Origin of the sequence: Flavobacterium amniphilum (assembly GCF_023634845.1) — a bacterium.
Lineage (GTDB): Bacteria > Bacteroidota > Bacteroidia > Flavobacteriales > Flavobacteriaceae > Flavobacterium > Flavobacterium amniphilum.
This window is the reverse complement of record NZ_JAMLJL010000001.1, coordinates 1-13,944: the sequence shown is the minus strand read 5'-3', so window position 1 is coordinate 13,944 and position 13,944 is coordinate 1. Positions and strand designations below refer to the sequence as shown.

The following is a 13,944-nucleotide window of genomic DNA, read 5'->3' as shown; positions in this document are numbered from 1 at the left end:
GTTAAAAGAATTAAATAGTCTTAATCCGTCTCTTAAAAATAGTAAAAAAAATCCTATAAAACGAAACAATTTGTTAAAAAAAATCTTACATTAGCTAAAGTAACTAACTAATAACTACGCATATGAAAAAATTGGACTTAGACACACTTATTGAAGAGACAGGGGTAGATTCAGCATTGGTATTTAATGAGGATGGGATTTTGATTAAATCGCATTACCTGGATTTTGACGGTAATATAGCTGCCATGGCCGGTGTCTTGCTGACCATGTGCAAGGAGTTAGTGGCCGACCTGAAGTTTGGGAACTCACACGAGTTGATACTTCACGCCGATAAAGGGCTTTTCTTTGTGCGTAAGCTTGAAAAAGACGAGTACCTGGCACTTATTACCAAAAACGCCAGCAAACTGGGGTTAATCCATCTGAAATTACAATCAGTACTATAAAAACAAAACAATCTTTACTAACAACCTAAAACTCTTAAATTATGTCTGAATTTCTAACAAACTTTACCACTGACCTTAAAGATAACCTAAACGGTTTCATCGGTGTTTCAGTAACTGAATTAAAAACAGGAATGTCATTTGCTTCTCTTTCAGTAGATCCTAAATTTGACCCTGAACTGGCTTCGGCTTATAACCTTGAAGTAGTGAAAGCCAAGTTGAGTGCTATCAAGGCATTGGGATTAACAGAAAAAATCGATGATATCCTGATTACATTGTCAAATCAATTACACATTATCGATTTATCTGATAATGGTGAATACTTCGTTTACCTTGCGGTAGATTCAAACAAAGTGAATTTGGGTATGGCACGTGCTACCCTGAAAAAATATAGTAAGGATATTGCTTCTAAAATGTAGAATAGTAGTATCTTTGCGCCGAAAACAAAGCTGTAATTTATTACAGCTTTTTTTGTGTCCACACGTAATGAAGTTGATTAATTGGAGAAGAAATGGTTAAAATAGGCAAAATAGAACTACCTGAGTTTCCGTTATTACTGGCGCCAATGGAGGATGTAAGTGATCCACCGTTCAGACGTTTATGTAAATTACACGGGGCCGATTTGATGTATTCGGAGTTTATCTCTTCCGAGGGATTAATCCGTGATGCGATAAAAAGCCGTCAGAAACTTGATATTTTTGATTATGAACGTCCGGTAGGGATTCAGATCTTCGGAGGTGATGAGGAAGCCATGGAAATGTCTGCCAAAATCGTTGATACGGTTCAGCCTGATCTGGTGGATATCAACTTCGGATGTCCGGTGAAAAAGGTAGTGTGTAAAGGAGCCGGAGCCGGTGTTTTGAAAGATGTGGATCTGATGGTGCGTCTGACCAAAGCCGTAATCAAGGGGACTAATCTTCCCGTGACGGTTAAAACCCGTTTGGGGTGGGATGAGAGTTCCATTAATATCGATGAGGTAGCCGAGCGTTTACAGGATGTTGGGGTGCAGGCCCTGACAGTTCATGCGCGTACCCGTGCCCAGATGTACAAAGGGCATTCAGACTGGTCACACATCGAAAGAGTAAAGAACAATCCAAGAATAACCATGCCTATTTTCGGGAACGGCGATATCGATTCTCCTGAAAAGGCATTGGAATACAAAAACAAATACGGCCTTGACGGAATGATGATCGGTCGTGCGGCTATTGGATACCCTTGGATATTTGATGAAATCAAGCACTACTTCAAAACCGGGGAACGTTTAGCGGCACCGAACATCAATGACCGTGTAGAAGCCGCCCGTAACCATTTGATCTGGTCGATGGAATGGAAGGGTGAGCATGTGGGTATTGTGGAAATGCGCCGTCATTATACCAATTACTTCAAAGGCATACCGCATTTTAAAGAGCACCGTAACAAGTTGGTTACCCTAAATGACCACAACGCACTGTTAGCTGTTTTTGATGAAATCAAGCAAGATTATGCAGGTCAGTTGATCTAAAATATAAAAGTCCCGGTAGCCCGGGACTTTCTTTTTATAGGAGGTTTAAACCTGAATGGTTTTCCATTTTCCTTTTCGGTACAGCATGATGCTGGCCAAAGTAATAGCTGTTTCGGCGATGGGAACGGCCATGAAAACGCCTGTTGGACCCATCTTCAGGTATTTAGCCAGTAAATAAGCCAGTGGAATCTGGAACAGCCAGAAGCCTACGAAATTGACTTTGGTAGGTGTCCAGGTGTCACCCGCACCGTTGAATGTATTAATCAATACCATCCCGATTCCGTAGAAAATATACCCAAGACTCATGATCTGTAAGGCCGAAACCGCAATTTTATGGACGGCCGGGTCATTGGTAAAGAATGAAATAATCTGATTCCCCATCAGTAAGCATAACACCATGATGGTTCCCATGAAGATTACATTGTATTTCGCTGTGGTGTAAACTGATTTTACGGCGCGTTCTACCTGCTGGGCGCCAAGGTTCTGGCCTACGAGTGTTGCTGCTGCATTACTCAGTCCCCAGGCCGGAAGGATGAAAAACATCATAATACGCAAGGCGGTTTGATAGCCTGCCGAGCCGGTATCGTTTCCGGTAGTGGCTACTAACTGTGCCAGGAAAATCCAGCTGCACGATGCGATGACGAATTGCAATACACCCGGAGCGGCTATTTTAACGATAGCGCCGATTTGTTCAAAATCAGGAACAAACTGCGATAGTTTTACTTTCAGGATACCGCTTCCGCCAAATAAATGATAGAACTGGTACAATACACCAATGCTTCTTCCGATGGAAGTGGCCATTGCCGCACCAATCAATCCGAAGGCAGGAATAGGGCCAAGTCCGTTGATCAGGATAGGGCACAGGATAATGTTGCATCCGTTGGCCAGCCATAAACTGCGCATGGCAATAGAGGCGTTTCCGGCACCACGGAAAATACCGTTGATCAGGAAGAGTAACATAATACTGATACTGCTCGCCATCATGATCCGGGTAAAGTTAACCCCGTAATCGGCAGCAGCAGGAGAAGCTCCCATCAGCAATAAAATCTCTTTGGCATATATAAAACCAAAAATACTGATGACGGTATTGATGGCAAAAGCGATAATAATCGACTGCATTCCGGCTTTAGCGGCTGCTTCCGGGTTCTTTTCCCCGATGCGGCGTGCTACGACGGCTGTGGCGGCCATGCTGATTCCGATGGCGAGTGAATAAATAATGGTGAGTACTGATTCGGTTAAACCAACGGTCTGTATGGCGTAACTGCTGTTTTCAAGATGGCCTACAAAGTAGAGGTCGACCAACGCAAAAACCGACTCCATCATCATTTCCAGAACCATGGGAATAGCTAAGAGAATTACCCCTTTTTTGATGCTTCCTTTGGTAAAATCAAAAGTGTCGTCGCCTTTAATGGCTATTTTTAATGTGGAAAATACGCGTGAAAATAAGGTAGAATTTGATGTTTCTGTCATGATTAATTAGGATAAAATGAATAATGAACCAGGTTGGTATACCCGGATTGAAATAAATGTCCTAACTATCTCCCGATAATCACAGGACTAGACGAATACAATCATAAATTTTATTTTTTTGTTGCCCCAAAGATAGCTAAATTTTCCAAAGCCTGCCTAATTAATCCAACAATTTCTTGTTGACACTGCTGCTGGCGATATACGAAGCCACGCATCCAAGAACCGCAATGGTCAGGAATACAATAGTGCAGTTCTCCATGCTGAAGCGCACAGGATAGGCCAGACTTTCGGTGATCATGACCAGTTTGAAGTGTTGTTGGATGAGTACGAGAACCATGCCCAGACCAATGCCGATGATGCCTCCTAATAGGGTTACCAATGTTCCCTGCAGTAAAAAGATACGTCGGATGTCACGTACGGTATTTCCTAAGTTGTACAGGGTTCTCAGGTTGTCTTTTTTGTCGAGGATAATCATGATGATCGCGCCGGCAAGGGTGAACAATGTCATGATGATGACCAAGGTAAAAATCAGGTATATGGCCGTATTTTCGGTATTGAGCATTTTGTGCAGGCTGTCGTTGAGCTGTGCCCTGTTCTTTACCGTCACCTGATTACCAAATACCTTTTGGATGCCCGAAATAATGGCATCTTCACTGGCCAGTGAATCGGTTTTGATTTCCAGCGCCGAAATCTGGTTGGGTTTGTAGCTCAATAATTCCTGTATCAACTGAATATCGGCAAAAACATATTTGGAATCCAGTTCGTCATTGATGGCATAAATCCCCACCGGGATGAGGTTTGATTTGTTGAAAGCCGATTCGGGATTGGTAATCGCACCTTTGCCCGGTCTGGGTACAAAAATCTCAAAAGTATTGTTGAGGTCGAACAACCCCATCGAGAGTTTGTGTGAAATACCGTTACCCACTACTACCTGTGGTGTTTGCGGGGCAACCCAGTCGCCCTGGTACAAAGACTTCTGGATATTATTCACCAGGTTGTACTGGTTGTCAACTCCTTTGATCATGGCTACCTGTTCTTTTCCTTTGTAGACGAACAGTACCTTCTCTTCAATGATTTTGGAATAAAACTTAATCCCTTCAATCTTTTGAAGTTGTGACTTTTGGGTTTCGGTGATCAGGAATGACTTTCCTTTTTTGGGCATTACCTTTAAATCGGGGTCAAAATCATTGGCAAAAGACAAACTGAAATCCTTCAGTCCGCTGAATACCGACAGCACCACGAACAAGGCCATGGCCCCTGCGATGATACCGAAAGAGGCAATACCTGAAATAATATTAATAGCAGTGCTCTTGCTTGAAGTACGCAAGTAACGTTTAGCTATATAAAAGGAAAAGTTCAAGTTATGATTTCTTTCTGCGTTCTAACAAATCAGGGTTTTCGATCGGGTTTTCCTTGCCTGATAAAGCATTGTCGATCTTTTCGATGTAGTCTAAACTGTCGTCGATGTAGAACATCAGGTTAGGGACTTTGCGCAACTGCAGTTTTACACGTTGGGACAAGTCATGTTTGATAAGGGGTGTATTTGATTTAACCGCTTCCAGGATTTCCGGTGCTTTGTTTTGCGGGAAAACGCTCAGGAATACTTTTGCGATGGACAAATCGGTGGTAACACTTACTTTTGAAACCGATATAACCAGATTGGTAATTCCGTTTTTACGTACCTCTCCCTGCAAAATATCCACCAAATCTTTTTGTAAAACGCTTCCTATTTTTTTCTGTCTATTTGTTTCCATGCTGCAAAAATACAATTTTTTAGTTGGATAGTTGCAAAGTAAGTGCGTTACAAAGTTTCTATATTTGCATAAACTACTGAAAGATGAGAAAAATAGAACACATAGGGATAGCCGTTAAAGATTTAAAAGAGTCGAATTTATTATTTGAAAAACTATTCGGGGCGCCGGCCTACAAGGAAGAAGAAGTTACCAGTGAAGGCGTGAAAACCTCTTTTTTTAGGAACGGACCGAACAAGATCGAGTTACTGGAAGCTACGAATCCGGACAGCCCGATAGCCAAATTTATCGAAAAGAAAGGCGAGGGGATCCACCACATTGCTTTTGATGTGGAAGATATCGTGGCCGAGATTGCCCGATTGAAGGCAGAAGGCTTCACGGTTTTGAACGAAACCCCAAAGAAAGGCGCTGACAATAAGTTGGTTGCATTCCTACACCCCAAAGGGACCAATGGCGTGCTGGTAGAATTATGTCAAGAAATTGCCGATTAATTTTGAGAAGATAAAAAAATGCAGTAATATTGCATCCTCCTAACCGGTCCTATAGCTCAGTTGGTTAGAGCACCTGACTCATAATCAGGTGGTCCCTGGTTCGAGCCCAGGTGGGACCACAGGTTAAAAAGAAAGCCTTTCAATCACTTGAAAGGCTTTTTTGTTTATATATTATTTTAGGTTTCATTTCTTTACCTACATCCGCTGAGGCGGATACGGCTATTTTCTTTTCTTTTGCCTTGATGCAAAAGAAACAAAAGATCAAGACTGCATAGGGCAATCCTAAAAACTACCTCAGTATTCCGTTCCATGACCCGAGCCGCTCGTCGTGCCTCCTCGACTCGCGGATCATTGCCACTACATACTTTCGTTGTTTTTTACGGATTACCCTATGAGGTCGGGATTGGATTGTGGTTACTGCCGGAGTATTTTATTGATTGCAAGATTTAAAGATGTCCGATAGCGCCGATTTCTACTCGAGGCTTTAGCCGAACTGACGAAGTAATCCGTGCCTGTTATAAGGGTACTAAAATTAAAAGACATAAAAATACACCCATTGAATATTAATTATCAGGCGAATGCCTTTAAATATATTTTCATTTTCTTTTTAAGGAGTGTGTTTTCTAATTGCAATACTTCAATATCGTGACTGTGCTTCCGTAAGATTTCTTTTTGTCTTATCAGATTGACTCTGGTTTTATGCTGTATTACATTTTTAATAGTGGCCGTTTTCTCATTTTTAGGTTGGCTTTCAAGATAGGCAATAACCTGCAATGCTGCTAAAGCTTCTTCATAAAGACCCTGTGCCCGTTCCATTTTTTTAGTAAGTCGATTCAGTTTATACTCATTCTTTTGCATGTCTTTTCTCAGCTGATCATACACACGCTTCTCCTCCTCTTTCATAAAATCCTGCATTTCCATTTCTTTTGAATGATTTTCCTGTATGTAATGCAGTAGCTTGGTAAATTCTACTGCAGCGGCAGAAGGTAAGTTTCTCTTTCCTATTTCGTACATAGCCCATTGTGCTCTTGTTATACCCAGTAACGGAGCTATTTCATCCTGTGTTAGTCCCAGGATTTTTTTGAAGGTGTCTTTTTCTCCCATAGTATAAAAAAGTTGTGACAAAAAAAATAAATGCAAATAGTTTGCCACAACTTTTAGTGTGACAACTTTTTTTAATTTTAAAATTTTGTCACACTTTTTGTTACATTTTTTTTAAAAAAATATTTTTTGTCACACAATTAAGAGAATGGAAAATAATGTAAATCTATCTTGCCTGTTTTTACATCCGTGCTTATAAAAAAATTAAACTGTACCTGCTGTATAAAGTCTCCAGACTTTGATCAATAAGGTTAACACAATAGTGTTCATCCTTTATTTTGTTTCTTATGGCTGAGCGGAGGCGAAGCCATCATAGCCTCAGTTCCGCTACCCGCTATCGGGTTGTAATGTATTTTAGGTTCTTGAAGTGATCTAAGTACACAAACAGATGATGATTCACGAACCCTGTATGAAAATATGTGGCTTTGTTTGTTTTAAGAGTTTGAAAACCAGTATAAATACGTATTGCTCTGAATATGTTTTTGTAGTAACTTTCTTGTAAAGCATTGTGCATTGCATTGTTAGGAATAACCACTAAAACTAGCTATATGAAAAAAATTGTTACTATCAGTTTGTGTTTTTTATTCATGTTGTTTTATTCGTCATGTGCAAAGCAACATTTAAAGAAATTTGAGGAGAAGGACCATTATTTTGACAATTCAAGTGTGCTTGGTCTTAATGCCGTTAATGCCGATAATAATTATTATACCAAAGCGATATTGGAGTATTTATTAGTTAAAGGCATTATTGACGGAAATAGTGAAATCCGTACAGGTAAGCCGAAGTATTCCCCAAAAGAAAACAGAGAAGTGACACAAATGCTTTTGTTTCCTGGTCTAAGTGACAAGGAAACAGTTAATAACAATAATTATCTTTCAGAACTTAAGGAAAGTGGTATTCGTCCATGTGTTTATGATTTACCAAAAGAGCTGAAAGATTTAAAAAGTGGATTTCAATTTAACCATTATGTTTTTAAAGGTTCCAACAGAGCGGCAATGCAGGCTTTTGGAATTGTGGCAAGTGAGGCCAAAGACAGTACGTTGTATATAATTACCGATTATTTGCAATATCAGGATGTTAATTGTACCGGTCTTCCGACAATACGTTATGCAGTGGGGATCAGAGCCCAGTTTAGAATTGCAAGAACTGATTCGGAAACAGAGCTAAAAGGAGTCAGTTCCTTAGCGGGTTTGGCAGCTCAGGTAGAAACGGATCAGAGAAGTGTCAATATAACGGTAAAAACTATTGGAATTACAGGTATTGACTCCCGGGTTACGATTCCTTCAAACACAACATTTGATGTAAGAACTTACAGCGATTATGAAAAAGTAATCGACTTTATAAAGAATTTAAAAACCGAAAAAGCTAATCTGGGAGATACATTGATTATCCAACCACAACTGATTCCTGTAATGGATGATTACAGGACAACAATTGAACATACTTTTCATTCTACTTATGAAACCATAGAGCTTTTGGAAACCAAATTGAAAGAGTTAGAAGATAAAAAGGATAATAGTGAGGTGGATAAATTAAGAAAAGAAATTAAAGACATCAAACTTTCTATGTTGAAAAAAGAAATTGAGGGGTTGAAAAATAACAGGGAAGAATTGATAATTGAAAATAAAGAGATAAATGATTATTCACGGTATTCAAATTTACTCGAGATGCTGAATAGAATGGAAACCCGTATGGTGAGGAAAGAAGAGGCAATTGTTGCGAAGGATAGTTCCAAAAGCCTAAATGGGAAAAAGTATATAATAGTTTTTAGTGCCGATGGAGATCTTGAACAAGCTAAATATGAAAAGGGTAAATTGAAGAAGTCTAAAATTGATTCCGAGATCGTGTTGCGTAAAAACAGTTACCGTAATATATCAAAATTAACGTTTGCTTCTATAGGAGAGGCCGAAAAGTATAAAAAGGAGAATGAGTCTTCTATCAGGTTTGATGCTTACATCGTAGATTCTGCTAACTGGTGTTCAAAAGGAGGAGGTAATGGAGAATATTTTACCTGTGAATAATATGGGCAACCTTGTATAATGGTTTGAAATTAAAAACCTAACAATTGGAGATTATGTTTCCGTTGTTAGGTCTTTTGATTTTATAAGGGCTAAATTCAGTATAAATACGGATTGTTTGGTGTTGTGGAATTTGGTTTATTGTTTAAGGATTATTTAAAAAAAAACGATTTTAAACATTATATTTGAGTTTTTAGATTTATTTATGCGCATTGTACATCTATCAGATATCCATTTATCAAAAGATAATTACCAAGACTTTGAAAACTATTACAAAGATGCTTTGATTGGTGATTTGGTTGATTTTAATAAGGCTAAAAAAATAGATGTTATAGTTATAACAGGTGATTTAGTAGATAAAGGAGGTGAGTCTCTATTTGAGATAGACGATTTTCAAGATAAAACGGATTATCCCTGTCCCTATAAGATTTTTGAAGAGGCTTTTATAGCTCCTATTGTTACTGCACTTAACTTATCAAGAGAAAATTTTTTGTTTGTCCCCGGGAATCATGATGTTGATGAAAGTGAAATTTTATTAAAGGAAGAGTATGTATTGTCTAAAACCCTTGATTTTAATAATGTAAATCAATATTTGAAGGAAAACTTAAGTTTTAAGCATAGTTATAGGATAAAAAAATTTAAGGAATTTGAAAAAAAATTCCATAATGAAAATTTTAATTATGAGTACACAAATAATCAATCAACTTTTGTGTATAAGAGTGATAGAGTTAATGTGGGTTTTGTATTGGTTAATGATTCATGGAGATGTAGAAGTCAAAAATTAGATATAGATAAAGGATTGATTTTTGGAGTGAATCAAATATATGATGGAATGAATTTTTTAAAAAGAAAAGAAACTAACCTTAACATTGTATTGATGCATCATCCAGTTAAAGAATTTATTGATAAGGAGGAGTTAGAAAGATGTTTTAATACTTCTGAAATTGGCTTTTATTTATATGGGCACTATCATAGTAATGATTTTATAAAACATTATGAAGGGTATCTTGATAAATGTTTTGGAATAAGGGGTAGGGCAAGTTTGAATAGGATAAGTGAGAAAGAATCTTCGTATAGTCCAGGTTATCAAATTCTGGATTTAGATTTTGAGTTTAAAAATGTAAAAATGATAATTCATTATAGACAATATAAATATAAACGTAATCAATTTGATTATGATACAGATGCTTGTTCAGGTGGCAGGGAAACAGTAGAAATAAATAAACATAACATGAAGAGTAAACCTCATTCATTAGATAGAAGATTATTTGAATTAAAATGATAAATCAAAATTATTACGAGCCAAGATATATTAGAAAAGCCGATAAAAACTCATTTGTTTTTTGGGATGAAAACAATGATTTGAAAATGCTTAAGGATTATGTATTTGAATACGATAAAATAATATTACTAGGCAATCCTGGAATTGGTAAATCCAAAGAATTAAATAATTTATTTAATGTTTTATGGAGTGAAATTGATGAAACAAGTTTAATTCCTTTTTTGATTAATCTTAAGAATTTTAGATCTATAAATAAGTTTGAAGATTTATTGGTATATAGAGACTGGGAAAATCTTTCACAAATAGTATTTATTTTAGATGGATTAGATGAAATATCTGAGATAGAAGATTTTTTATCAGCATTTGAAATTTTTATTAATAAGCACAAGACATATGCTTTTAAATACATTGTTAGTTGCAGAACTAATATATATGAAAAGTATTTAGTTAATATTTCAAATTTTGAAACATTTTATTTAGAAGACTTAACTATAAGGCAGACAGAATCTTTATTGCTAAATAAATACGATATTAAATTTGAAGATTTAGGTTTTACAGAATCATATAAAGATTATCTAAGAACACCTTTTTTTGTAAATCTTTTGGCCGAATATTTTTTAACAGAAGAAAAATTAGTTGAATCAGATGCGAAAATTTGGGAGCATTATGTTAATAAACAACTTGAAGTTCATAAAATAAAGATTAAAAAGAAAAGAATTTTAAATATTCCACAAGAAATAAAGGATTTAAAAAAAGTAGCATTTACAAATGAATTAATGCAAAAAAACTTTATTACTAATAAGGAATTATATAGAATATTAGGAGGAGATTATTTAGATTTTATTGAAAATCCTTTTATAATAGATCTTGAAGAGGGTAAAGAAAAATTTAGTTTTCAACATAGACAGCTGCAAGAATATTTTGTTGCAAAAACTTTGTCAGAAAAAGGTTTCGAAGAAATCGTGTCTAATATAAAAACAAGTGATCTTGATAAAATACATCCTACTTTGTTTAATTCAGTCTCATTTTTGATTAATCTGATGGAAAACGGAGATAATAGGGATAAACTATTAGGCTGGATTGAAAAAAATCAATTAGAATTATTGTTAAAGGCTGATTCGGATAGGCTGACTAATGCAGTTAGAGAAAAGGTTTTTCAAAACTTTTTTGAAATCCAATGTATTGAAAAGACATATTGGATTTCAACAAATACCTCATTTTCAACAAAAGAGATTTCTGAATTTGGTTGTTGTATTGAAAACTATAAATTTTTATTGCAACATATCAAAGATAGTATGCATTTTAGAATTGTTATATCGGCTATAGAATTATTAAGTTATTTTAATATTCGAAAATTAGGAAAAGTAACCGAATTAAAGGGAATTCTTTTTTCGATGCTTGAAAATAAAGTAATTGATTATGGAGTTAAATCGCATATTATTAATTGTATAGTTTTACAAGGTTTTGCTAAAACAGATATAGAATACTTAAATTCAATTTTTAACAATTTTGAAAATGTCTCGAATAAGCAATTAAACAGATCGCTTTTAAATCTTCTTGTTGAACGGGATGATTTAGATAATTATTTTGATTTTTTAAAGAATGAATTCTTATTAGAAAATAATATTGTTAAGAGAGAGGAAGAAGACGATGTTTTAAGAGGTACAAGCTATGTATTAAATGACTTAATAGTTAAGCTCGAAAATGCTGATAATTTTATAGAATTAGTGAAGTACTTTTTTGATAATGAAACAAATCATTTTTTATGGGATAGCGAATCAAAGTTAAAGGTAATTGAAAGATGTGTTGAATTTGATGAGAAGGATGAAAATTTTGTTTTGAGGTTAATAGGTGTCTTGACATTTAGAAACCATTTATTTTTCAGTGATGAGTTAAATGTTTTAATTTCTAAAGTTAGGAGTTCTACAAGGAATAAGATTTTTAATTATTTATTGAAGAATTTTGATTTTAAGGATGCTAGTTATGAATTGGCAACAATATTCGAAAAAGAAAACTTGACTGATTTATTAGAAGAGATCGATTCAATAAGGGATTTGGATAATAAAGAGATTGAGTATTTTAGGAACAGATTGTCAAATAGAGAGGATAGAAGAGTTGGTAAAATTTTCAATGATGAAATGATGTCACGAGAATTTCAATTTAAAGAGCCCTGGTTATCTGATGAAGAAATTGAAAAAATCAGATTTGATTTTAAGAATAAACCACAAAGGGAGTTTGAATTATTGTTTGAAAGAAACTTGCTAAAAGATCAGATTGAAGCTATTTTTAAGAAGTATGGACAGTCTATTGATATTGAACTTTCTCAAAAAATCACTAATGAATGGTATGAAAGTAATGGACATTGGAACAGAATAGATTTTTCTTTCGAATTCTTAAGACGTCTAGTTTATAGTCATAGGAGGTCTGTTGATTTTGATGCAGTTGTTGACTTAATAGAAAATGATGACTATATTGTAGATCAAATTAAATTATATATTGAAAATCAAAAATCAAATATAGAATTTAAAGTTTTAAAGAAGCATACTGATTTTATAGCGGAATGGGTTAGTTCCGCTATCGATGAAATTAGTTTTGATAGATTAGTTTTAATTAATCACATAAATAGTTATAGTCAACTTGAAGATTATAAGAAATGGGAATTAATATTGTTTTTTTCTGAAAAGTTTAATTTAAATTTACCAGAAGCATTTCTTTTAAATTCATTAAAAATAGGGGTAATTCAATCAAGTTTTTTGAATAAAGAAACTTGTTTTGATTTCTTATTGAGAAAAATTGAGAATAAAGAAAAATTAGCATTAAGAATTGTTCATAATTTAAAAGAGGAAAAACTTTTTTCATCTGTTTTGAGAGAACATGTTGAATTTGCATTAGATAATAATCTAAAGGATTCTTTTATTGAGATTAGAAAGTATTTATTAGATGAAAAATTAGATTATGATTTTAAAAAATTACTTGATTTGTATGTGAGAGTTGTTCCTGAAGATGTTGATTTGGTAAAAGAATGTGTTGGTAATCTAACAGAGAGGAAATCATGGGATGCAATAGCTATTTTGACTGAAAAAGGTTTAGAGACAAAATTTTGCATAGAAAAGGCAATTGAGTATTTAGATGATATTTGTAAAAATGACGATTCAATTAAATATTTTATTGTAAATTCTTTAGAAGTATTATTTGAAAATGACGATGAAAGAGCCGTGAAATATTATATAAAGTATATAGATGATTCTTCTGTTAATTACCTTAACTCTAGATGTTACATTGGTTATAAGATGATTGAAAAGTATGAGGTTTTAAATGAAATTTTCGATCGAATTTCTTTTAGCCTTAGATCTGGTAGTTTATTTAACAGCCCATCCAGTTTTCTGAATCAATATGTCTCGAATCTATCAAAACATGATGAGTCATATAGAGGTGTAAGAAAAGTTCTTTTAAGTAAGAGGGATGATTTAATTGTTAATGGTTCAGATAATGAAGTATTTCACATAAACTTATTATTGGATTTAGCTGATAATAGCTATTATATTTCTAAGTCTAAACCTTTAGAATTTGAGTCAGCTTTAGAAAAAGTCAATCAAATGATACATTGATTTTGTTGACACTATCCCAAAAAGTGTGTAAGTTTAAAAATAACGGGGTTTGACTTTTTACTTAAAGTTGAACCCTTTTTTCAAATATCGTTAAGAACTGATTAAGTATTAATCCCCAATTATGGATTGGCATCGTCCATTTTTTGGTTGCTTCTCTTAAAGCCAAATATACAGATTTTAAGACTGCTTCATCGGTGGGGAATGATAATTTATTTTTGGTGTATTTTCTAATTTTTCCATTGAGGTTTTCAATTAAATTTGTCGTATAAATGATTTTTCTGA

The 13,944-nt window shown here is 34.8% G+C and carries 12 protein-coding genes and 1 tRNA gene; 8 read left to right on the top strand and 5 right to left on the bottom strand.

The genetic code is table 11. From position 1 onward, the window contains the following. Positions 1 to 122: 122 nt before the first annotated feature. The 3 genes from NAT51_RS00065 to dusB all read left to right on the top strand — a co-directional run bounded on the left by NAT51_RS00065 (position 123) and on the right by dusB (position 1,941). Positions 123 to 443 carry a roadblock/LC7 domain-containing protein gene (locus NAT51_RS00065; RefSeq protein ID WP_250593822.1) on the top strand — a complete coding sequence of 107 codons (321 nt, stop codon included), beginning with the start codon at positions 123 to 125 and terminating at the stop codon, positions 441 to 443. Between the two features lie 41 nt (positions 444 to 484). Next, the gene (locus NAT51_RS00060; RefSeq protein ID WP_250593820.1) at positions 485 to 859 is read left to right on the top strand and encodes a hypothetical protein; all 375 of its coding nucleotides are present in this window, start codon (positions 485 to 487) and stop codon (positions 857 to 859) included. 92 nt (positions 860 to 951) lie between these two features. Beyond that, entirely contained in the window at positions 952 to 1,941 is a 990-nt protein-coding gene (gene dusB / locus NAT51_RS00055) for a tRNA dihydrouridine synthase DusB (RefSeq protein ID WP_250593818.1), read from the top strand. Positions 1,942 to 1,986: 45 nt separating this feature from the next. Here dusB and NAT51_RS00050 read toward each other — a convergent pair whose 3' ends face one another. From NAT51_RS00050 to rbfA, 3 genes are all read right to left on the bottom strand, one after another. Continuing rightward, on the bottom strand, positions 1,987 to 3,411 hold the full coding sequence (locus NAT51_RS00050) for an MATE family efflux transporter (protein WP_250593816.1): 1,425 nt from the start codon (positions 3,409 to 3,411) through the stop codon (positions 1,987 to 1,989). Positions 3,412 to 3,571: 160 nt separating this feature from the next. Continuing rightward, positions 3,572 to 4,771: an ABC transporter permease gene (locus tag NAT51_RS00045; RefSeq protein ID WP_250593814.1), complete on the bottom strand. Its 1,200-nt coding sequence runs from the start codon at positions 4,769 to 4,771 to the stop codon at positions 3,572 to 3,574. 1 nt (position 4,772) lies between these two features. Next, positions 4,773 to 5,165, bottom strand: coding sequence for a 30S ribosome-binding factor RbfA (rbfA, locus tag NAT51_RS00040; protein WP_250593812.1), 393 nt, complete (start codon positions 5,163 to 5,165; stop codon positions 4,773 to 4,775). Between the two features lie 83 nt (positions 5,166 to 5,248). Between rbfA and mce the strand changes: the two genes are divergently transcribed. Together mce and NAT51_RS00030 are read left to right on the top strand one after the other, a co-directional pair. Then, positions 5,249 to 5,653, top strand: a complete 405-nt coding sequence (mce, locus tag NAT51_RS00035) for a methylmalonyl-CoA epimerase (protein WP_250593810.1) — start codon at positions 5,249 to 5,251, stop codon at positions 5,651 to 5,653. A 45-nt stretch (positions 5,654 to 5,698) separates the two neighbouring features. After that, positions 5,699 to 5,772: transfer RNA gene (locus tag NAT51_RS00030), tRNA-Ile, on the top strand. A gap of 451 nt (positions 5,773 to 6,223) precedes the next feature. On the opposite strand, the gene NAT51_RS00025 is transcribed toward NAT51_RS00030, so the two are convergent. Beyond that, on the bottom strand, positions 6,224 to 6,757 hold the full coding sequence (locus NAT51_RS00025) for a helix-turn-helix domain-containing protein (RefSeq protein ID WP_250593808.1): 534 nt from the start codon (positions 6,755 to 6,757) through the stop codon (positions 6,224 to 6,226). 545 nt (positions 6,758 to 7,302) lie between these two features. On the opposite strand from NAT51_RS00025, the gene NAT51_RS00020 reads away from it, so the two are divergent. From NAT51_RS00020 to NAT51_RS00010, 3 genes are all read left to right on the top strand, one after another. Then, positions 7,303 to 8,775 (top strand): hypothetical protein, encoded by a 1,473-nt coding sequence (locus NAT51_RS00020; protein WP_250593806.1) that lies wholly within the window; start codon positions 7,303 to 7,305, stop codon positions 8,773 to 8,775. Between the two features lie 202 nt (positions 8,776 to 8,977). Further along, the gene (locus NAT51_RS00015) at positions 8,978 to 10,054 is read left to right on the top strand and encodes a metallophosphoesterase family protein (protein ID WP_250593804.1); all 1,077 of its coding nucleotides are present in this window, start codon (positions 8,978 to 8,980) and stop codon (positions 10,052 to 10,054) included. Beyond that, positions 10,051 to 13,662 (top strand): NACHT domain-containing protein, encoded by a 3,612-nt coding sequence (locus tag NAT51_RS00010; RefSeq protein ID WP_250593802.1) that lies wholly within the window; start codon positions 10,051 to 10,053, stop codon positions 13,660 to 13,662. The genes NAT51_RS00015 and NAT51_RS00010 overlap by 4 nt, the downstream gene beginning before the upstream one ends. Before the next feature lie 61 nt (positions 13,663 to 13,723). Here the strand turns inward: NAT51_RS00010 and NAT51_RS00005 are convergent. Further along, positions 13,724 to 13,944: transposase (locus NAT51_RS00005; protein ID WP_250593800.1), on the bottom strand; the 221-nt coding region annotated here is incomplete at its 5' end.

Excerpts from the sequence above, each read along its gene's own strand:
- NAT51_RS00065 (WP_250593822.1), top strand. The coding sequence starts at position 123 with ATGAAAAAATTGGACTTAGACACACTTATTGAAGAGACAGGGGTAGAT.
- NAT51_RS00060 (WP_250593820.1), top strand. The coding sequence starts at position 485 with ATGTCTGAATTTCTAACAAACTTTACCACTGACCTTAAAGATAACCTA.
- dusB (WP_250593818.1), top strand. The coding sequence starts at position 952 with ATGGTTAAAATAGGCAAAATAGAACTACCTGAGTTTCCGTTATTACTG.
- NAT51_RS00050 (WP_250593816.1), bottom strand. The coding sequence starts at position 3,411 with ATGACAGAAACATCAAATTCTACCTTATTTTCACGCGTATTTTCCACA.
- rbfA (WP_250593812.1), bottom strand. The coding sequence starts at position 5,165 with ATGGAAACAAATAGACAGAAAAAAATAGGAAGCGTTTTACAAAAAGAT.
- mce (WP_250593810.1), top strand. The coding sequence starts at position 5,249 with ATGAGAAAAATAGAACACATAGGGATAGCCGTTAAAGATTTAAAAGAG.
- NAT51_RS00025 (WP_250593808.1), bottom strand. The coding sequence starts at position 6,757 with ATGGGAGAAAAAGACACCTTCAAAAAAATCCTGGGACTAACACAGGAT.
- NAT51_RS00020 (WP_250593806.1), top strand. The coding sequence starts at position 7,303 with ATGAAAAAAATTGTTACTATCAGTTTGTGTTTTTTATTCATGTTGTTT.
- NAT51_RS00015 (WP_250593804.1), top strand. The coding sequence starts at position 8,978 with ATGCGCATTGTACATCTATCAGATATCCATTTATCAAAAGATAATTAC.
- NAT51_RS00010 (WP_250593802.1), top strand. The coding sequence starts at position 10,051 with ATGATAAATCAAAATTATTACGAGCCAAGATATATTAGAAAAGCCGAT.